This is a genomic window from Mycobacterium kiyosense (assembly GCA_021654635.1).
GTDB lineage: Bacteria > Actinomycetota > Actinomycetes > Mycobacteriales > Mycobacteriaceae > Mycobacterium > Mycobacterium kiyosense.
In genome coordinates this window covers 4139961-4158641 of record AP025179.1, presented here as the reverse complement: position 1 = coordinate 4158641, position 18681 = coordinate 4139961, and the positions used below count along the sequence as shown (strand labels likewise).

Here is an 18681-nt window from a genome sequence, read left to right as displayed (position 1 = left end):
CGTACGCTCGCACCAGCCGGCCTGGGTCTTTCACGGGTCGGTGCCCAGCAGCAAGCTGTCCGCGATCGCATCGCGGCGGCCAGTGCCGCGAGAATTCGGCGCGTGGCTCGGGGCGGTGCTGGTCGTTGAGCCGGAACACGAGAGTCGCCGCCCTTTAACGGGGATCTCGCTTAGGTATTTCTCGAAATCACCACAGACCGCATGGATCTCGATGTTCGGATAGTCGTGGCGGATCTTAGCTACTGACGCCGAGAGCGTGCTCGCGTCGACGTCGAACGGCACGTACCGGCGTAGCGTGCCGGCATCTTTACAACCGTCGTTTCAACCAGCGCGGTTTCGTCGGTGCCTAATTCGACCAGGAGTCCGCGGCACTAGCGCCGGCAACCTCGGCGGAACGTGCCGACAGGATCTGTGTCTCCGCGCGAGCCGGATAGTACTCGGGCAGCCGGGTGATCCGATCAAACAATCTGCTGCCTACTGAATCGTAAAACCACTTGGGCGGCAGTTCTTTCGGTGTCTTTTGTAGTCCACGGAAGACATCACGCAATGCCTCGTAGGCGGAGTCCACGGCCAGGTGGTTCGACAGGGTTACCGTCATAGCAGTCCTTTCCGGTACCAGACCGGCCGTGCCACGGGGCGCGGCGGTTGGAGAGTCACCATCCTTCGTGCGCCAGCTCAGCGACCGTGGCTGTGATGCCACGCTCCATCACCCGGTCGGTCAGGTCGTGGGCCGGACAACGGCCGCGCTCGACGTTGCGGATCAACCTGCTCATCGCATCTTCGAGTTCAGCGGGTACTCGTTCGGCGGCAATGGCCACGCACCGCTCGGCGGCCGCGCGCAGCCGCCGGTCAGCTAGGCCGATCCGGGCGGCGGTCTCCCAGCCCGCGGCGACCGGTTCGACGGCCTCGGCCGCGGCCTCGGCGGCAACCGGGTCGTCGAGCAGAGTCACCAGCGTGAACACCTCGGCCGGCCAGAGCACGTCGGGAACGCTGTCGAGGTAGCGGATCTCGAGTCGGCCGCGGGGGCGCACCGGCGGAAACAGAGTGGTCAGGTGGTAGTCGAGGTCGGCGGTGTTGGGGCGACGCCCGCCCAGCAGCACCCGGCCGTCGGCCCAATCGGCGAAAGATACACGCCGCCGCACCGCGACGGCGTCGGGGGCGTGTACCAGCATCACCGGGGCATTGAGCGCGTAGCGCGCCCAGGAGCTGGCCGGATCCTCGCAGTCGGCCTGCTGGATGGGTCCGCAACGTGCGGAGCCGAGGCGGCCCCACACCTGTTGCCGGGTCGACACCCAGCCGGAGAACTTCCCGCGCAATAACGGCGAGTTGGCGGTGATCGCGATCATCGTCGGACCCAACGCGTGTGCCAGCCGTAGTCGTGCCGCCCACCTGGCCTGCGGTCCCGCGTCGAGGTTGATTTGGATGGATGCCGTCGATGTCATCATCGCCGCACCAGCGGCAGCGGTATTGCCGGCGACGAAGAATCGTTCCATGGCGCGGTAGCGTGCGCCCGGATTGACGCGCTCGGGTTCGCGTAGCGGTTCGGTGCCCAACAACACCAGACCCAGCCCGGCATTGCCGAAAGCCGATCGAAGCACCGCCTGGTCGGTTGCCATCGCGCCTACGGCAGGAAGTACGCCCTCGGCGGGTGGCCCGGACAGCTCGACCGCGCCACCAGGTTCCACGCTGAACGCGCTGCCGCCCGGTAGCGGGGGAAGCGCGTCGAGAACGTCAGTGATCTCTTCCCAGCCCGGTCGGCGGGCGGGGGCACCCGGGTCGAAGCAGTGCGCCTCGACCTCCAGACCGACCCGCCCCGACCGGCCATCGGTGAAACACCCGCGAGTGATGTAGTGCGCCGCCGCCGCCGAATCGGCCAGCTCGGTAACGGGCAGGCGGTCCTGATCCAGCTGGGGTGCAACAGAATGTGTCATAGCGGCTTTCCCTCGAGGTCCCAACCACCGCTGTGCGCCACCGGCAGTGCGTCCGGTTGCTCGGGCGCACCCTGGTTGCGGCTCACCAGGCTGCGCTGAAAGCTCCGAGATATTCGACTCAATTCGGCCCCCGGCGTTCGCCGTCATGGTTGACGTTGTCCGCAGGGAATGCGTCTGCCGCGTCGAAAGCGTCGGTGAATCGGATCGCGATCGCAACCAGCGTCATCATGACCGGGACGGTGACCAGCGCCACGGACAGCCCGGCCCGCTGGGCCAGTTGGCCGATCAACGGTGGACCAATGAGATAGCCGACCCAGCCGATGGCGGCGACCAAGGCAATTGCGGTTCCCGCGTCGCTCGGGGAGTATGCGGCCGTCATCGCAGCGGGCACCAGCAGCGCCACTCCCGCGCCTAAAGCCGCAAACCCCACAAAAGTCGCCGTAAGATCGGCGGTTACCAGTGTTACGCACAGACCCCCGGCGGCGAACAGCGCCAATGTCGGCAGCAGCCGGCGGATGGATATGCGCCTGTACAGCCGGCGGCCGCCAAACGCGTCACATTACATCACCAAGTGAATGGCACGTAGCTGAGCGCGGCCACGGCAGGCGCCGCGCCGACGACGCGGCCAAGATACTCGCCCGACCAGTCGGATGCGGATCCTTCACACAGAAAAGACGCGAACGCGACGGCCGACAAGATCATTACGGTCGGACTTCTCCAGATCCGCGGAGGCCGTTCGGTTCGCTTACCGGCGGTGGGTGCCGGGTCGCTGGGCAAGCCGCGGGAAAGCGGCAGGACTACGACAATGACCATGGCGCCGATGACGGTCAGCTGGGCAGCCAGGTCCACGTCCGCGCTCACGCAGGCCGCGCCGATCAAAGACCCCAGCAACACGGCGACGCTGCGCACCCCGTGGAAGCGACACATGATCGGGCTCGCAGCGAGACGCTCAACCGCAGCGGCTTGAACGTTCATCGCGACGTCCAGTCCGCCTAAAAAGAAACCCACACACGTCAGCGCCAGAAAAAGCTCCATCTCGGACTGGCAGACCAGAAGGAAGCCCAGACGCCGCGTAGCCGGCCACAATGACCAAGGATGAGAATGGTGACTTCCCAGCGTGGCCAACACCCAGACGCACAGCGTCGTCGCCAGCAAAGCACCCAAAGGAGCACCCAGCAGAGCATCGCCCAGCTCGCCGTCGGAAAGTCCCAAGTCGCCTTTAACGTGAGAGATGTGGGCCACCCACGACGAAAACACCAGAGCATGAGCCGCGAATACGGCGAGACGCAGTTGCGCGCGGTGGTCGACTCCGCGACTCGACTGCCGCGACAACGTTGCCGGCAAGCGCTGCGGTTCAGCGATCGGCGAAGCTCGCTGCTTGTCTGGCGTTTGCAGCTGCCCGTCGTCGCCTGCGTTGCGATACATCACCAGATGACCGACCGCCCAGTACGCGCACGAGGGATTTCGCTTCTGTCGGGCTTCATCGCGACGTAGCAGCGATGAAAGTGGCTACCGCGGAGGCGAGTTCACGGCCGTTGTCCTCCTGGAGGAAGTGTCCAGCCCCGGTTATCGTGACGGGTTCGTAGGCGTGCGCACCAGAAGGAGTCAACAGGCGCAGCGCCCGTCGGCGCCACCGGTGATGTCAGGTCAGGAGAATGCGCACAGAAACGGCTTGTCGTAGCGTCCCAGCGCGTCCCATGCTGCCCGATTCGCCGCGGCGGCAGCGTCGTCCGGGCTGGTCGGCACCAGCATCGGGAATTGCCGGGCGCCGGCCTTGTAGGTGTCATCAGGAAACGGGGCGTCATAGGCGGCGATCTCGTCGTGTGTGAGCGCTGTCGAGCAGCCGCCACTGACGATCTTGCCGACGTCGAAGTTGGGCGTCTCCTGACTGTATTTCTGCCAAGCTAGGAAAGCCTTGCCGAGACGTCGGTCTCCCGTAGGCAAGAACGTGTTGGCGGCAACGACGCGGGCAAAGCGATCGGGATCTTCACCCACTAGGCGCAACCCGATCAGCCCACCCCAGTCTTGGCAAACCAGGGTGATATCGGTGAGTCCGATCGCCTCGATGGCAGCGCGGGTCCAGTCGACGTGAGCCTGGTAGGTGTAGTCGTCCCGACTGGCCGGCTTGTCGCTGCGGCCGAAGCCGACCAAGTCGATCGCCACTGCGCGCAAACCTGCGCTGGTAATCACCGGAATCATCTTGCGGTAAAGGAACCACCACGACGGCTCACCGTGCAGCAGCAGTACCGGCGGCGCGTCGGCAGGTCCCTCGTCGACGTAGTGCACTCGCAGGATGGTGTTGCCATCGCCGCTGGCCACATCGATGTAGTGGGGCTGGAACGGATAGTCCGGAAGGTCAGCGAAACACTGGTCAGGCGTGCGAAGAATCTGCAAAGCTGCTCCGTCCGTATGGGTGCTCAGATGACGCGCATCATCACCATGCCCGAACGTTATTGTACTGTCAAGTACAGTTTGCTGCTGGGAATGCAGGTCAGCGTGCGGCGGCTGTCGGCCGGAGTCGTCCGGCATGAACCGCGGTCAGCTTGGCGGCACGGTGCGACGGCGAATGTTGTCCACCGCCGCGTTCAAAGTGTCGCGCAGCGTCGTGAGGTCCCCGTTGATCCGTGCCAGTAACATGCCGCCCTGCAGGGCGGCGATCAGGCTGGCTGCCAGCCGGTCCGGGTTCTCCCGTCGGCCCAATTCGCCGCGAGCACGCATCGTGCGTAGGCCCTCGGCGAGCGGTTGCTCCCACCGGCGGAACGCCGCGGCTAGGGCTGGGCGAAACGCCGGGTCATTCTTCAACTCCGCAGCGGTCGAACCGAGGGGACAGGCGAACGGGCCACCGGGTTGCCGGTGCAGGCTGACCACCTCACGTGCCCAGCGCTCAATGCCCTTCATGGAGTCGACGTGAGCTAGGCCCGGTTGGGCTGCCAGCACTCGCTCCAGTTGGCGTTCGACCACCGCCGCGACCAATTCCGATTTGTCGCTGAAGTAGTGGTAGAGCTGCATTTGCGCCGGTGCCCATTGCGGCCAAGGATGTCGTCGACAGAGGTTCCGGAGACGCCGTTCTGGTACATGAGCGTGGCCGCCACGTCGATGATGGCTGCCCGGGTGCGTTGGCCCCGCTCGGTGGTCGCCACCGTCGCGCGCGGCGGCGCGGGTTCGGGATCGGTGGCCATGACCTCTACGGTAAGCGAGCGACGAGCGGCGGCCGTTGCGCCACCCCGAACTTCCGTATCGCGCCCGGCGCAGTCGCCTGCGCAGCGCTTCTCCCGGGCCGCCAGATCGGGCCACACCGGCGGTCAGTCCGCAGTACGCGGCGCGCATCGGTTAACCAGCTCGTCCAGGCCGGCCTTGCCGGATCCAACGCATGTCAGCCACGTCAGCAGGCCCACCAGGAGCCACTCCGGTGCATAAAACAAGTTGCTCAGGAAATCCCACCAACCCGGGTGCTTGTGCGCGAGGTCCGGGCCGATGTCCGTGATCAACGCGCCGACCATGTCCCCGGCCAGCACCAGTGACACGACGCGGGTGCCGAGGCCCAACATCAATGCCGCACCGCCAACCAATTCCACCACCGCGGTGAGGGGAGCGAGAAATCCAGCTGCGGGGATGCCCAAGTTGGCGAACATCTGCGTGAACGTCGTGAGATCGCCGAGCTTGCCGATGGCACCGCTGAAGAACATGAAGCCGATGGTGAGTCGCAGCACCAGATTCGGCAACCAGCCGAGGGTGTTCAGCACGTCGGAGACACGACGGTACGCCGGCCGGAATCCGGCGGTAATGGAGACGCCATGGATCACGATATGCCTCATTGGCCTGTTCCTCCCTCGCGACGACTTCTGCGTCGATGCCTAGTGGTGTCGGCGGGTGGCGTAGGCGTTACAAGCAGCCGACGTGGTCATCGACACTCATTGGGCGCGCACAGATCGGTTCGCCAGACCGGATGTCGTCACGTTGTGCTCGAACGGGCTGTCAGCGCCAGTCTTTGAAGGCGTCGAGCAACTGCGCGCGGAACTCCGGCGCCAGCTCGACCTCACGGATCCGGCCGACCCTGCCGATGGTGACCCGAAACTGCTGCAGGTAGTTGTCGCACCATCGCCGATCGAGCAGACGCTCCGTCGAACCAGGCCCGCGTTTCGAATCAGTGACCCGTCGAGATAGGCGGTGATCATCTCGACGAGTTCGTTGCAGTCCAGTGGCTTCACGACGCTTCCCTCAGATAATCTTCGAGGGTCTGCCGAATCACCGCACGGCCGCGATGCAGCAGCACCCGCTGGTTGGCAGCGCTGATATCGAGTAGTGCACACACCTCGTCGGAATCGAGACCAAGCATGTCGCGCAGCGTCACCACGATGCGCTGGCGCTCGGGCAGGGTATCGAGGCCACTCTGAGCGATGGCGGTGAGTTCGCTGCCCAGAGCCGAGCCTTCGGGAGTGTCCGGGAAAGGCGTCGGCGTCTCTGTCGCCTTCCAGTGCCCGGCCAACTCGCCGCCGGCAGCACGGAATCGCTCGGGGTCGACCGTGCCGCCCGTGAATGCCTTGATCTGAGTGTCAACGTGCCTGCGCTCGTTGAGACCCCTGGACTTGGCAATGTTGACCAGAACCGTGAAAAGCCAGGTACGCAAGGATGACCGTCCCTCGAACTTTTCCAAGCCCTTGAGGAGCGCGATCCACGTCTCCTGCACGACGTCCTCGGCATGCTCTCGACTCGGCACGTACCCACGCGCCACCCGCAGCATAGCCGGTGTGTGCCAGTCGACCAGACGGGCGAAGGCGCCCTCGTCGCCCGCACGAAGCGCGGCGATCAAGGTGCCCTCGTCTTCCGAAGCCGTCGTTGCGATCATGGTCGCTTAACGACGGTACTCTATCGGTACTCTGGGTTCGCGAAGTCGAATCGGCTCCCCGCCTCCCACCCGCGTCGGTCGTTGCCGTGGGCGGGCACGCCGCCCTCGTCGCGCAGCATTCGCGCGAAGTGCAGCAGATTCCATGTCATGAACGTCGTATTCCTGTTGGTGAAATCATTGTCCGGACCGCCGGAACCGGGGTCGAGGTATGAGGGTCCCGGTCCGGCTTCTCCGATCCATCCGGCGTCAGCCTGCGGTGGGATCGTGTAACCAATGTGCTGGAGGGTGTACAGAACGTTCTGCGCACAGTGCTTCACTCCGTCCTCATTGCCAGTGATGAGGCAACCGCCGACCCGGCCGTAGTACAGGGATTGACCGGCGTCATTGGTTGGGTTGCGACCGCCGTACAGACGTTCGTGAACCTTCTTCATGATAGAACTGTTGTCGCCCAGCCAGATTGGCCCTGCGAGCACGAGGATATGTGCGGCAAGCACCTTCTCGAAGATGCTCGGCCATTCATCTACCGACCACCCGTGGTCTCGCATGTCGGGCCAAACCCCAACTGCGATGTCGTGATCGATGGCCCGCACGACATCAACGGCCACACCATGTTTGGCCATGATGCCCGCCGATGCGTCGACGAGCCCCTGAGTGTTGCTGACCCCCGGCGTCCGCGTGAGAGTGCAGTTGATGAACAATGCCCGTAGTCCGATGAAGTCCAGCGTTGGGTCAGACACGGTCACGAACTTTCGCGCTGCTGAGTGCATCGCCCAGCGTCCACAACGCAATCCCCAGCAGAGCGACATCCTTGATCAAGAACTGACCGGTCATGCTCAACCACGGGAAGCCGCCTTCTGCGGACTCCATGGCTCCGGGGGTCGTGAACAGGAAGCTGATCGTGGCCGTAAAGAGGCCGATCGAAACGATGCTACCGACGGCGGAGACCTTCGGTAGCCAGGGCTTCACCACCAGTAGAACCGCGGCCGTGACCTCGACGACACCGAGTAACGATGAGAATGTCGTCACCGAGAAGAACTCGTACAACCAACTCATGAAGGGACTGTTGGCGACGAGCGGCTCGATCCCTTGCGCCTCGTAGGCGGTGAATTTCAGAACGCCTATCCACCCGATCACGAGCGCTAGTCCGTAGCGAGCGACCGCGCTTCCGATGCGGGTGAGGGTTGCGTCGAGTGACGTCCTATCGACGGTGTCATTGTTTGCGGAAAGGCATGCGCCCTCTCCCTGACTGTTCGAGGGCCGACGGTGCGTCGACCAGTTACCGGAAGATGAGTGCCAGGGCGAAGCCGAGCGTTACAGCGTTATTGGGGTGTGACTCGATACCAGCCAGAAATTCCTCACGCGCGAGGTTGGGGACTGTGTTCGGCAGCGTGCGGGCGGGTGAACCCGACGCGGGGTCGCGGTGAAGGTGCTGGCCGCGGAGCGATAGGCGCAAGCGTCGTTGGCCTGGTGGCAGCTGGCACGAACGCTGCGGGTGTATTCACTGGCTGGTGGCACTGGTGCTCGGCGGCGGACGCAGGGCGCAGTGGAGCGACCGGCGCGGACGGGAGCGCCAGCGGACGGAAGCGAAGGGAGCGCAGCGCAGCCCGGAGGTAGCCGCCGAGTTGTCTGTTCTGCTGGTCAACGTGTGGTGAGCAGCCCGATCAGGGTGTCGGCGTTGCGGCCGAGGTGGGCGAGGACACTGCTGCCTTTGGCGACGCTGGCCTGGGATGGGGGGCCGATGACGCCGGTGGGCGTGTAGGCGTGGATGCCGAGGCTGGTCAGGTAGCGGCGGTCGTTGGCGGTGTGGTCGCTGGTCTGCCATCCCTCGCGCAGGTAGTCGGCGTGGGCGGCGAGCAGGATGGAGGTTTCCAGTTCGCCGGCGTGCATGTCGTCGTGGTTGCTGCTGTGGATTCCGGCGGCGGCGGGCTTCGGCCCAGTCTTCGCGGCTGGGAGCGAGAGCCCAACCTTGACGGGGTTCTTCAGGGTGGTTGGCTTGTTGGACGACGTTGGTCAGCACGGCGTTGCCGCCGTGGCCGTTGACGACGATCAGCCCGGCGATGTTCTGGCGTGCCAGCGATTCGATGATGTCAGCGACGATCGCGGCCAGGGTGGTGGCGCTGATGCTGATGGTGCCGGGCGACGCATGTTCATGCGAGCAAAAGCCGAATATGGCATGACTGGTGGTAACTGAAATACGCTGTGGTGCTGATTGATTGATGATGCGATGGCACTGGCGATGAGGGTGTCGGTGCCCAGCGGCAGGTAAGGGGCCGTGCTGTTCGAATGAGCCGACCGGCAGCACCGCGACGGGGCGGGCGGTTGCGGGGTCTGTGCTGGTGCTGTCGGGAATGACTCGACGGCTCACGGGAGGACTCCTTGGGTGGCGTTTTTGATGCGGCCGGCGAGCTGTTGCAGGATCGAGTCTTTGTTTCGTCGCCGGCGCTCCCGCACGATGGTGCCTGCCTGGGCCAGATGACGTCTGGCTCGCTGGGAAGGCGCGGCCAGGTAGCCCGGGATCGCCGTGCCGGTCAGTGCGAGTGCTTTTTGGTATTCGCCGGTGGCGATCCAGGCGTGCAGGAGTCGCATGTCGGCCACGGTCTGGTCGCGATGCTGTTGTGATGTCCAGGCGTGATGGTGCCCGGCGAGCAGCGCTACTGCTTTGTCGGGGTCACCGATGCGTAGGTAGCCGGAGGCGATTTCGCTGGCGACGTAGGCGCCGTGGGCGTAGATCGCATGATCGTGCGGGTGGGGTTGCAGGTCACCGAGTTCGAGGGCTGCGGCGGCGTGGCGGTGAAAGGCCCGCTCATTCTTGTTGGCCAGCTCAGCGAGGGCCTGTTGGCGGGCGATGCTGGCGGCCAGACGGCCCACGTCGTGGCCGTCGATGAGTTCGGCGGCATCAGCGGCCAACGCGGCGGCCAGGTCGGGGTTGGTGCGGGTGAGAATGTTGGATTGGCGCATCAAGATCATGGCGTTGAATGCCGGGCCGGCCGTACGCAGGTGCAAGGCGGCGGTGTGGGGTGATCGTTCCGCGGCGGCGTGATCTCCGACATCTTGGGCGATCCACCCGGCGACCTCGGCGGTAGTCCCGGCAGCATGCCGCATTTCCGCTTTGACCTGTGATGGCGCGTGGACGATCAAGGATTCGATGGTGAGCAGATCAGATTCCACCAGCGGGCGGGCGTGCTGGGGGCCGAAGGTGTGCTCAGCTCGGATGTGGGCATGTTGCTGGGCGGCGATGACGGCCACTACGTCTCGGTCGACGGGCACTTGCAGCAGCAGCGGGTGCGGCAGGTCGGTGGTGATCGGCACGCTGAAGATCTCGTCGGGTTCGACGCCGAACACCGCGGCGAGGTCTTCGCGCCACATCGGGCCGAGCATTCCGGTCCGCTCGATCTGGGCGATTTTCTGCCGCAGGGACTCCTGGGTGGGCAGGTCGGCATCCCCGCGTAGCGTGCGGACGTTTTCGACCTCGATCGCCAACTCGCGCAGGCTGTAGCCGTAGCGCTTGCGGGCAGCGCTGAGCCGCTGCGCGTTGAGTGCGCGGATCGGGTCGGCTGCGGCCATGACTTCGATCATGCCGCATATATCAGCGCAGGTCAGCAACCTGTGCGCGTTTGCGGTCATCACTGCTATCACTGCCTATCACTTCCTGGCGCATCGCGGGATGGCGCTTCATTGTCTGGCGGGTGAACACACCCGCGGGAAAACAACGAGGAAGGACAGCACCGGCATGAAACTGAGAATCGACACGAGCGGCGTGACGTTCTTGTGCACGCGGGTTCCTGAGCAGCGCACCAATTTCGACACCGGGGCACCACGCGTCGACAAGGCCACCGGGCAAGCGCTGTGGCAGGTGCAGTTGATCGCCCTGGACGCCACCGGCGGCGAAGTGCTGGCGATGCGCTGTTGATTGAACCAGAAGTCTGGCATCGGCCAGCCGGTGGCGGTAGCGGAGTCTGGTGGCGTTGCCGTGGTCGCAAGACGACCGCTCAGGCATCGTATCGCGCCGAATCCATCACCGCCGCCGCAGCCCCGCCACGGCGACCGTCAAGACGGGCCAGCAGGCCCGGCCAGCAAGATGCCGGCCCGGCAGTTGCGCACACCAGCGCGTCGGGGCTGCCGGGCTGGCACCCCCACTCCTTCCCTTTTTTCCGTCGTCAGTGAAAGCAGGCCGTCATGTCGAATACCCCAAACAATAAGCCCCACAACAACAATCCATCACCCGATGATGACTGGATCGGTGAGCTGATCGTGGCGGCAGTCAAAGCCGCCGGACAGCTACTGTGGTGGGCGATCCTGTTTCCCGTCCTGAGCGTCCCGGTCATCGTGGCGCTCTGGGTCACCGTCAGCCACGGGGCGCGGGCCGGCGTGTTGACCGCCATCGCGGAGATCGCGGCATATGTCGGCTGGTCGGTATGCGAGCCGTCATCGTTTAGCCGGTGGGTGACCAACCCGCTGCGGCAGCGGTTCTGGGCGTGGTGGCGGTATCACCGCAACTGGGCATCGGTGTGCGCCCTGCACGGGCTGACCGCCAAACTGGGTGAGCGCACGCTGGTGCCCGCCGTGGAGTCGGTGCGGATCGGCCGCCACGCCGACGTACTGTGCTTGCGCGTGGTGACCGGCCAGTCGATTGCTGACTGGCAAAAACGCGCCCCCGCGCTGGCGGCGACCTGGGGTGCGCAGCGGTTGACGATCCGCGCCACGGCGCCGGGGCAGCTGCGGATCATCATCGGCCGCGGTGATGTGCTCGGCCAGCCGATCGCGGTACCGATGCCAACCCCGGCCACTGAGGTCGATCTGGGCGCGGTGCGGGTCGGTCACCGAATCACGGCGCTGGTGGACGTTGCCGGTGCTCGGGCAGCACCTGCTGGTTGCCGGTGCCACCGGAGCGGGCAAGGGTTCGGTGCTGTGGTCGCTGATCGCCGGGCTGGCACCCCAAGTGAAAACCGGGCGGGTGCGGCTGGTGTTAAAGGCGGCATGGAACTCGGCGCCGGCGCACCGCTGTTCACCCGGTTCTGCTATCACACGGGGCAACCCACCGTGGAGCTGCTGCAGCGACTGGTGGAGCTGATGCACGCACGCGCCACGCCCGGCTGCGCGGGCACACCCGACTGCACAACCCCACTGTCGGCGAGCCGCTGCTAATATGGTGATCATCGACGAGATTGCCGCGCTGACCGCCCTATGTCAGCGACCGCAAGCTGCGTGCCGAGATCGAACACTCAGGCACCACTGTTATCGCAGGGGCGGGCGGTCGGGATTTCGGTGGTGGCCGCGGTGCAAGACCCGGCCAAAGACACCCTGCCGGTGCGCCAACTGTTCACCGTGCGCATCGGGCTGCGCATGACCGAAGCCACCCAGACCGCGATGGTGCTCGGACAAGGAGCCCGCGATGCCGGCGCCGAATGCGACCTGATCGCCGATGCCACCCCGGGGATCGGCTACGTGATGATCGACGGCACCGCCGACCCGGCACGGGTCCGGGCCTTTCACGTCACCGACCGCGACATCAGCGTTTTGGCCCGTACTTTTCGGGTACCGCGCCCCGGCGAACATGGAAATCGGTGAACAGCTTGACGACGCCGGGCCCGGTGATCGTGCTGCCGGGCCTGCCCACCACTATCGATGCGGATGCGGTGATCAGCCAGATGTGCCGCCGCGCCGCTCCTCACCCGGTTTCGGGTCGTGGTGGCGGGTGGAATCGGTCGGCTACTGCGCCCACCCGATCAGGCTGGTCAGCGCCGACACGGCCGGGCGCCAACATGCGGTGTGGACGCTGCGAAAGCAACCGTCGCGCCACCGTCTGCCCGTCGTGTGCAGATTTGTATGCCCGCGACACCTGGCAGCTGGTACACGCCGGCGCCGCCGGCGGTCACCACGACGTACCTGCTGAGGTTGCCGATCGTCCGCAGGTGTTCGCCACGCTCACCGCACCCGGCTACGGGGCCGTGCACAACGCTACCGGAACCACCTGCCACGCACGCACACCACGCGTCACGACACAGCACTGCCGACACGGAAACCCGCTGCACTGCAACACGAGTCATGCCGTTGATGATCCCGTCGTGGGTCAGCCACTGTGCGCGGACTGCTATGACTATCTCGGGCATGTGCTGTTCACGTGGCATCTGCCCGAACTGTGGCGGCGCTTAACCATCGCACTACGACGCGCCATCACCGCGCATCTGAAAGCCATTGGCTTTTCTACGGATTCGGTGCGGGTTAGTTTTGTCAAGGTGGTGGAGTTGCAAGTGCGTGCCATCCCGCACATTCACGCACTGATCCGCCTCGACCCACCCGGTGATCGGCCCACCGCGTCAGGTGATCACATCAGTGACGGCCCCGCCGCCCCTCGGGAGTGGTGGGAGCCCCGTTCCAGAGTCGGCCAGGATGCCGGGCGCAGTCGATGCCCGATCACCGCCACCGAGCTGACCGCTCTGATTCGCAAGCCGCCGATCGCGTCCGCATCGAGAGATACCCGCCGGCGGCGTGACCCCCGCCGGGACGGCGTGCGCACGCTTGCGGTTCGGCACCCAAATCGACATTCAAGCATTGGCATCCGAAACAGGCACGGCTGCACACGATCCCCACCGTACCGGGGGCCGATAACAGGCGCATCGTCGCGGCTTTCACCGCCGGGTCGCCGCCCTGGCAGCGAAATACGTCACCAAATCGTTGCTCGACTTCGGGATCACCGCGCGACGCCTGTCCGCCGAAGCGATCACCGGCTTGGATGTCAGTGAGCATGTGCGGGCCATCTTGGCCACCATCGCCGAGCTGGCCGAACACGGTAGTGGCGCGGTGGCGGGGATCGGGCGCTGGCGGCACACCCTCGGGTATCGCGGGCACATCACCACCAAATCCCGGCACTTCTCCACCACCTTGGGCGCCCTGCGGACCGCCCGCGCCACCTGGACCCGCCAGCAAGTAACGAAAGACGCAACGCAACGAAACGGAACTTCAAACGGCGGCGCGGTGACCGGCCCCGACCAGCGGCCTTACGCGGCGCTCGACTCCGATGAGGTGTTCTGGGAGTTCGACTACGCTGGACACGCCAGCGCCGGCGACCGGGTGCTGGTCGTCTCCGCAGCCCTGCGTCACATCGCTGCCCGCATCGCTGGTATCACCGAATCCCGCTGCGCCACACGGGATAATCCGCCCATGCTGCCGGGTGCCGGATAATGACCAGCACACCCGGTGACGCGACGGGAGACGCCGCTAGCAGTAGTGACTCCGGCGTGCTGCCCCTTCATGAGCGGCCCGAGTTCATCGCGTGGCTGACCGCATCGTGTGAACGCCACGACGTGCCGGTCACCGTGACCGACCCGACCGTCATCGCCCGGATCGCCACGCTCCTTGGGGCCGATCGCCCGCCGACGTCGTCGGGTCAGACCCGCCACACCGGGGCCACCCGGTCGATGTCCAGGCGGCGCGCACCCGGTGTGCCCGGTGCAATCACGGCGTGATCCAACACCGCTTTGACGATCGCCTGCTGGCGACCCAAATCCATTCCGTCCCAGTCGGTGCGCAACACCCCGCCGGTCCCGGCCAACTCGAACACCGCCGTCGTGTCAGTCGCCGCAGCAATATCTCGGCGTGCCGTCGTGATGCGTTCGGTGATCGGATCACGCGCCGCAATCCACTCCCGCGCCGTGATCGCCCCATCGGCATAACAAGCCGGCAACTCATCAAGACGTTCCTGATCGGCATCGACCTGGGCGGCCAACGCGGAAACATCAGCATCAGCGGTGGCTGCCGGTCAACACGTCGGCCAACTGCGGTGAATCCAGCCGCGCCAGCACCGCCTCCAGCCAGCAGTTCCTCGATGACCGGGTGGCAGACCACGCAATCAAACCAGCCACCACCATGATCCGGCCCCTTCAAACACACATAGCGGCGTATCCGATTCTGCGGATTGCTGTGCGAGCTTGGGAATACAGTCGGTTGCCCGCAGTCGTCCGCAGCGCAACATCCCGACAGCAGGTAAGGCTGCGGGCGGTGCGGGTCTTGGTCACCGAGCGTGCCGCCATCCGCGCCAAGCCGCCCGATCCCTTACTGGAGTGATGATCGCCGGCCACCACCTGACCGATCACTTCTCCGCGATGCTCGCGCAACCCGGCGATACGGCCCGAGGACAACACTTGGCGCACCGCGGTGGTCTGCCACGATGCCGCCACGCTCGGCGTTACAGGACTCGTTGAGCCAGATCGTCAACGACCGCAGCGATTGGCCCGCCAGATACCGGTCCACCATCTCACGGACCACTGCGGCCTCTGATTCGCGCACAGTGATCTTGTGGCCTCATGCTGCGAACGGGCGTGCTGAACCGTGTGGCAACCCGGCCTGGGCGTTCTGCAACATTTTGCGGCGGATACGGGCCGACTTGCGGCCGGACTCCTTGGCGGCGAACGCCGCGAAAATGCGGGCCATGAACAGCCCGTCATCATTACCCAAGTCGATGTCGGCGGTCACCGTCGCCACATCGCGCACACCGACCGACTCGCACAGCGTGACGAACCTCCCTCCAGCTCCACCGGACCGATGCAGCCGATCCAAGTTGTAGACGATCACCGCATCACGATCACCTGATGCCAGATCAGCCAGCATCCGGGCGTACTGGCGGCAAGCTTGCTGCCGGAAACGCCGACATCGTTGTCGACGTACTCGGCCCCGACCGGCAACCCCGATCCGCGGCAGCTTGCGGCAATCACTCAACTGCCGCGCCACCTAACCCGTGCCCTCCACATCCGAGGAAATCCGGGCATAAATCGCCGCCGACCCCACCCCAACACGCTGACCAGCAGATTTCCTCACAGACATGAGGGTAGTTTAACAACTTATGACCTTGTGCAGCTCGGTGGGCCCGCCGTCCTCCCAGTGCTGCAGGTGGTGGGCGTGCAGGCCGCGGGTGGCGCCGCAGCCGGGCACCACGCAGCAGCGGTCGCGGTGTTCCAGGGCGCGGCGCAGCCGCGGCTTCTGGCGGGTCTCCCGCCCGTGCCGATGAGCTGTCCGTCGCGCACGCTGAAGCCAGGCTTCCCAGGTGGCATCGCGGTCAGGCCATTGGCGTTCGGCCGCCGACAAGGTGGCTAAGGTGCAGGGCGGCGGCGGGTTTGTCGAGGTCGAGGTGCACGATCACGGTGGTGTGCTGGGCGTGCGGGCGCCCAGTGGCTTCGGTGTCCCAGTCGGCCTTCACCAGACTCAAGAACGCCTCCAGGGTGTCCGGCAGCGGTGGCGCCTGCCCCGCATCCCGGTCGGCGTGGTCGCGTTTCCAGTCGCTTACCAGCGCATCCAGGTGCGCCTGCAGGGCGGTATCGACGATGGCGGCTTCAGCATGGGGCAGGGTGATGCGCCAGGTGTCGTTTGCTCGTCGGAGGTCTTGAGATCGCGCGCTGCGGACCCGGGCGGGGCTCGGGTTCGGGGCGGGGTTCGAGTTTGATCGCGGTGCGCAGCTGGGTGACCGTGGCCACGGCGGCCAGCTCGGCGTAGTGCTCATCGGAGCCCTCGGCGGCGCGTTCGGCGATCACCCCGACCTGATCCAGCGAGAGCCGACCGTCGCGCAGCCCGGCGGCACACTGCGGGAATTCCTCGAGGCGGTGCGCGACCGCCGCCAGGGTGTGTGCGTTGGCCGGTGACATCCCCGTGCGCCAGGCCACCAACGCCGAGACCGACCGTGCGCCGGTGGACCCCCACAGTTCGTCGCGCTCGATCTCGGCGACAATCGCCACGATCCGACCATCGATCGCATTACGCTGACCGGTCAACTCCGCCAACTCCTCAAACAACCCATCCAGGCGCTCAGCAGGAGTTACCGCCACGGCAGGCGATGCGCTCGAAGACATGACCCCAGCAAAGCAGTGAGGTCCGACAACCCGGCCGAGCCGCCAGGACGTCAGCGCGGGGAGACGAGCCCGTGGTCGTAGGCGTAGACGATCGCAGCGGCGCGGTCACGCAGGTCGAGCTTGCCGAAGATCCGCCCGATGTGACTTTTCACAGTGACGCCGGAGATGCAGAGTTGGTCGGCGATCTCGTTATTGGACAACCCTTTTCCGATCAGGGTCAGCACGTCGAGCTCGCGTGCGGTGAGTTCGCTGATGTCGCCGCCGACCGGCCCGGTTGCGGCCTTGCGGTAGGTGCTGAGCACGCGGGAAGTCACCGCGGGATCCAGGTAGCTGTCGCCGCGCGCGACGGCGCGCACCGCGCGGATCAACTCCTCGGCCGAGGAGTCCTTGAGCACGAAACCGGCCGCACCGGCGCGCAGCGCCCCGGAGAGCAGGTCGTCCTCGTTGAACGTGGTCAACGCCAGCACCGGCGGGGTACCGCCGAGTCGCCGGGTCGCCGCTATCCCGTCGACGCGGCGCATCCGCAGATCCATCACCACCACGTCGGGCCGGTACCGGGCCACCGCGTCGGGCACCTCGTCGCCGTCGGCGCATTCGGCGACAATCACGAAACCGTCCTTGCGGCGCAGGATTCGGCGCAGTCCGGAGCGCACCAGATCCTGATCGTCGACGAGCAGCACCCCGATCTCGGGGGGGTTCTTCGATCATGAGAGCCGACACCAGCGCGGCCGCCAACCGGTGCTGCCCTCGTCGAGCGGGATCTCGGCGTTGACCGACCAGCCGCGCTCGGTCGGGCCGACATCGATTGCGCCGCCCAGCAATTCGACGCGCTGGCGCATGCCGCGCAGTCCCCGCCCTTCGGCCGGCCCCTCATCGGTCCGCCGGGCCGCAAGCTTGACCGGCAGCCGGCTGTCCACCGTCAACCGTACTGAGTGATCCGAAAAATCCAGCGCGACGAGTGATTCGGAATCGGCAGCATGCTTGGCGATGTTGGCCAGCGATTCCTGCGCGATTCGATACAACGCCAGACCCACCGCGGGCGACACGTGGTCGGGGGAGCCCTCGACGCGCAGCGTCACCTGCAAGCCGGCCCGCGCGAAATCGGCGACCAGGCCCCCGATGTCGTCCACCCCGGGCTCCGGCGCGGTGTACGCCGCCCGGGCGCCGGGCCCGCTGTCGAGCAGCCCGACGGTGCGGCGGATATCGGCCATCGCCTGCCGGCCCAGTCGCTCGGCCTGCTCGAGCGCTTCGACCGCATCGTCGAGTTCGGCAGGGTCGCGGTCGTGCTGCAGCGCCCGCCGCGCGCCCGTCACATGCAGCAGGGTGACCGACAACGAGTGGGCGATCACGTCGTGCACTTCGCGGGCGATGCGGCGCCGCTCGTCGGCCGCGGCGTGCTCGGCCAGTGCGTCGCGCGCCTCGAGCACCTCCGCCAGCAGCCGCCGGTGGGTGTACATCAGGAAGCCGATCAACCAGGCCCCGGCGATGAAGCCCAGGTATAGCGCGATGTTGTCGAGTCGGTGCAGGGCGGCGGCGGTGAGCAGCAGCGCCGCGGAGGACAGCGCGGCCAGCAGGCCGCCCACCGCGGCGCTCAGTGTGCCCACCGCGCCGACCGTCACCATCAGCAGCCCCGGTGCGAAATCACCGCGGATCGGAGTCGACGTGGCGAACAGCATGATCGCGGTCGTCGACGTCCATGCCGCCCACGTCGAGAGCGGGCTGAGCTTAAGATTGAAGAAGAAGAACACGATGGCCGGGGTCATCATGATGGCGAAAGCGGCCAGTTCGACGGGCAGGTCCGCGGCCGGCCGCTGCAGCATGGACAGCACGGCCCCGCACACCACGAGGGTGTCGATGACGATGATCGACGACCACGTGACGCCCACCGGCAGCAACTCGCTGCGCCGGTGGATTTGCTCCCGCACGTAGCCCGCCGCGGCATCCAACATTCGTCCCATCGTAGAAGACGGTGGGCGTCGGCCACATCATGCCGGGGTCGGTGCCGGTCTCCTACCGCGGTAGGAGACGAAGACCGTTCTCGGGCACGACGCGCGGCGGCGTTGGC

19 protein-coding genes and 6 pseudogenes are annotated in these 18681 nt (G+C 66.0%); 5 read left to right on the top strand and 20 right to left on the bottom strand.

Going from position 1 to position 18681, the window contains the following annotated elements:
• Positions 1-30 precede the first annotated feature (30 nt).
• The 8 genes and pseudogenes from L6444_RS30205 to L6444_RS19510 all read right to left on the bottom strand — a co-directional run bounded on the left by L6444_RS30205 (position 31) and on the right by L6444_RS19510 (position 5674).
• Positions 31-282: an L-histidine N(alpha)-methyltransferase gene (locus L6444_RS30205; protein WP_255730738.1), complete on the bottom strand. Its 252-nt coding sequence runs from the start codon at positions 280-282 to the stop codon at positions 31-33.
• Between the two features lie 64 nt (positions 283-346).
• A complete protein-coding gene (locus L6444_RS30200; protein WP_255730737.1) occupies positions 347-598 on the bottom strand; it encodes an L-histidine N(alpha)-methyltransferase in 252 nt (83 codons plus the stop codon).
• Positions 599-653: 55 nt separating this feature from the next.
• Entirely contained in the window at positions 654-1931 is a 1278-nt protein-coding gene (gene egtA / locus L6444_RS19535) for an ergothioneine biosynthesis glutamate--cysteine ligase EgtA (RefSeq protein ID WP_236976663.1), read from the bottom strand.
• A gap of 118 nt (positions 1932-2049) precedes the next feature.
• Positions 2050-2427, bottom strand: coding sequence for a hypothetical protein (locus tag L6444_RS19530; protein WP_236976660.1), 378 nt, complete (start codon positions 2425-2427; stop codon positions 2050-2052).
• A 68-nt stretch (positions 2428-2495) separates the two neighbouring features.
• A complete protein-coding gene (locus L6444_RS19525) occupies positions 2496-3356 on the bottom strand; it encodes an MFS transporter (protein WP_236976658.1) in 861 nt (286 codons plus the stop codon).
• A gap of 55 nt (positions 3357-3411) precedes the next feature.
• A pseudogene (locus tag L6444_RS19520) lies at positions 3412-4325 on the bottom strand (haloalkane dehalogenase).
• Between the two features lie 144 nt (positions 4326-4469).
• Positions 4470-5110 (bottom strand): annotated as a pseudogene (locus L6444_RS19515) (TetR/AcrR family transcriptional regulator).
• Positions 5111-5233: 123 nt separating this feature from the next.
• Complete coding sequence (locus L6444_RS19510) at positions 5234-5674, bottom strand: DoxX family protein (protein ID WP_236976654.1); 441 nt, start codon at positions 5672-5674, stop codon at positions 5234-5236.
• A gap of 154 nt (positions 5675-5828) precedes the next feature.
• Here L6444_RS19510 and L6444_RS19505 point away from each other — a divergent pair, with 154 nt between their 5' ends.
• Complete coding sequence (locus L6444_RS19505) at positions 5829-6095, top strand: hypothetical protein (RefSeq protein WP_236976652.1); 267 nt, start codon at positions 5829-5831, stop codon at positions 6093-6095.
• Between the two features lie 40 nt (positions 6096-6135).
• On the opposite strand, the gene L6444_RS19500 is transcribed toward L6444_RS19505, so the two are convergent.
• The 6 genes and pseudogenes from L6444_RS19500 to L6444_RS19480 form a co-directional block, all read right to left on the bottom strand.
• Positions 6136-6777 carry an RNA polymerase sigma factor gene (locus tag L6444_RS19500; RefSeq protein WP_044544027.1) on the bottom strand — a complete coding sequence of 214 codons (642 nt, stop codon included), beginning with the start codon at positions 6775-6777 and terminating at the stop codon, positions 6136-6138.
• A 20-nt stretch (positions 6778-6797) separates the two neighbouring features.
• Positions 6798-7544, bottom strand: a complete 747-nt coding sequence (locus L6444_RS19495; RefSeq protein WP_236976650.1) for a flavodoxin family protein — start codon at positions 7542-7544, stop codon at positions 6798-6800.
• Positions 7507-7950, bottom strand: a pseudogene (locus L6444_RS19490) (YkgB family protein); the annotation flags it as partial. The pseudogene L6444_RS19490 and the gene L6444_RS19495, both read right to left, overlap by 38 nt.
• Positions 7951-8415: 465 nt before the next feature.
• Complete coding sequence (locus L6444_RS30195; protein WP_255730736.1) at positions 8416-8664, bottom strand: creatininase family protein; 249 nt, start codon at positions 8662-8664, stop codon at positions 8416-8418.
• A 100-nt stretch (positions 8665-8764) separates the two neighbouring features.
• A pseudogene (locus L6444_RS30730) lies at positions 8765-9079 on the bottom strand (creatininase family protein); the annotation flags it as partial.
• Between the two features lie 59 nt (positions 9080-9138).
• Positions 9139-10341, bottom strand: coding sequence for a hypothetical protein (locus L6444_RS19480; protein ID WP_236976648.1), 1203 nt, complete (start codon positions 10339-10341; stop codon positions 9139-9141).
• On the opposite strand from L6444_RS19480, the gene L6444_RS31225 reads away from it, so the two are divergent.
• From L6444_RS31225 to L6444_RS31220, 4 genes and pseudogenes are all read left to right on the top strand, one after another.
• Positions 10340-10687 carry a hypothetical protein gene (locus L6444_RS31225; protein WP_236976646.1) on the top strand — a complete coding sequence of 116 codons (348 nt, stop codon included), beginning with the start codon at positions 10340-10342 and terminating at the stop codon, positions 10685-10687. The genes L6444_RS19480 and L6444_RS31225 overlap by 2 nt on opposite strands.
• Before the next feature lie 266 nt (positions 10688-10953).
• A pseudogene (locus tag L6444_RS19470) lies at positions 10954-12345 on the top strand (FtsK/SpoIIIE domain-containing protein).
• Between the two features lie 80 nt (positions 12346-12425).
• Positions 12426-13520 carry a replication initiator gene (locus tag L6444_RS19465; protein ID WP_459561289.1) on the top strand — a complete coding sequence of 365 codons (1095 nt, stop codon included), beginning with the start codon at positions 12426-12428 and terminating at the stop codon, positions 13518-13520.
• On the top strand, positions 13453-13959 hold the full coding sequence (locus L6444_RS31220) for a replication initiator (RefSeq protein ID WP_459561246.1): 507 nt from the start codon (positions 13453-13455) through the stop codon (positions 13957-13959). Before L6444_RS19465 ends, L6444_RS31220 begins: the two co-directional genes overlap by 68 nt.
• A gap of 205 nt (positions 13960-14164) precedes the next feature.
• On the opposite strand, the gene L6444_RS19460 is transcribed toward L6444_RS31220, so the two are convergent.
• The 6 genes and pseudogenes from L6444_RS19460 to L6444_RS19440 form a co-directional block, all read right to left on the bottom strand.
• Positions 14165-14503, bottom strand: a complete 339-nt coding sequence (locus L6444_RS19460) for a hypothetical protein (RefSeq protein WP_236976644.1) — start codon at positions 14501-14503, stop codon at positions 14165-14167.
• Between the two features lie 16 nt (positions 14504-14519).
• Positions 14520-14645, bottom strand: a complete 126-nt coding sequence (locus L6444_RS30185; RefSeq protein ID WP_255730731.1) for a hypothetical protein — start codon at positions 14643-14645, stop codon at positions 14520-14522.
• Positions 14646-15078: 433 nt separating this feature from the next.
• Complete coding sequence (locus tag L6444_RS19455) at positions 15079-15384, bottom strand: recombinase family protein (RefSeq protein ID WP_236976642.1); 306 nt, start codon at positions 15382-15384, stop codon at positions 15079-15081.
• Between the two features lie 231 nt (positions 15385-15615).
• A pseudogene (locus tag L6444_RS19450) lies at positions 15616-16616 on the bottom strand (HNH endonuclease signature motif containing protein); the annotation flags it as partial.
• Between the two features lie 50 nt (positions 16617-16666).
• Positions 16667-17302 (bottom strand): response regulator transcription factor, encoded by a 636-nt coding sequence (locus L6444_RS19445; protein ID WP_236984273.1) that lies wholly within the window; start codon positions 17300-17302, stop codon positions 16667-16669.
• An 18-nt stretch (positions 17303-17320) separates the two neighbouring features.
• On the bottom strand, positions 17321-18565 hold the full coding sequence (locus L6444_RS19440) for a sensor histidine kinase (RefSeq protein ID WP_236976641.1): 1245 nt from the start codon (positions 18563-18565) through the stop codon (positions 17321-17323).
• Positions 18566-18681 lie beyond the last annotated feature (116 nt).

What these genes read in the sequence shown, in the direction of transcription:
- L6444_RS30200 (WP_255730737.1), bottom strand. Translation starts at nt 598, where the DNA reads ATGACGGTAACCCTGTCGAACCACCTGGCCGTGGACTCCGCCTACGAG.
- egtA (WP_236976663.1), bottom strand. Translation starts at nt 1,931, where the DNA reads ATGACACATTCTGTTGCACCCCAGCTGGATCAGGACCGCCTGCCCGTT.
- L6444_RS19525 (WP_236976658.1), bottom strand. Translation starts at nt 3,356, where the DNA reads ATGTATCGCAACGCAGGCGACGACGGGCAGCTGCAAACGCCAGACAAG.
- L6444_RS19500 (WP_044544027.1), bottom strand. Translation starts at nt 6,777, where the DNA reads ATGATCGCAACGACGGCTTCGGAAGACGAGGGCACCTTGATCGCCGCG.
- L6444_RS19495 (WP_236976650.1), bottom strand. Translation starts at nt 7,544, where the DNA reads ATGCACTCAGCAGCGCGAAAGTTCGTGACCGTGTCTGACCCAACGCTG.
- L6444_RS30195 (WP_255730736.1), bottom strand. Translation starts at nt 8,664, where the DNA reads ATGCACGCCGGCGAACTGGAAACCTCCATCCTGCTCGCCGCCCACGCC.
- L6444_RS31225 (WP_236976646.1), top strand. Translation starts at nt 10,340, where the DNA reads ATGACTTCGATCATGCCGCATATATCAGCGCAGGTCAGCAACCTGTGC.
- L6444_RS19480 (WP_236976648.1), bottom strand. Translation starts at nt 10,341, where the DNA reads ATGGCCGCAGCCGACCCGATCCGCGCACTCAACGCGCAGCGGCTCAGC.
- L6444_RS19465 (WP_459561289.1), top strand. Translation starts at nt 12,426, where the DNA reads ATGTGCCGCCGCGCCGCTCCTCACCCGGTTTCGGGTCGTGGTGGCGGG.
- L6444_RS30185 (WP_255730731.1), bottom strand. Translation starts at nt 14,645, where the DNA reads ATGGTGGTGGCTGGTTTGATTGCGTGGTCTGCCACCCGGTCATCGAGG.
- L6444_RS19455 (WP_236976642.1), bottom strand. Translation starts at nt 15,384, where the DNA reads ATGCTGGCTGATCTGGCATCAGGTGATCGTGATGCGGTGATCGTCTAC.
- L6444_RS19440 (WP_236976641.1), bottom strand. Translation starts at nt 18,565, where the DNA reads ATGTTGGATGCCGCGGCGGGCTACGTGCGGGAGCAAATCCACCGGCGC.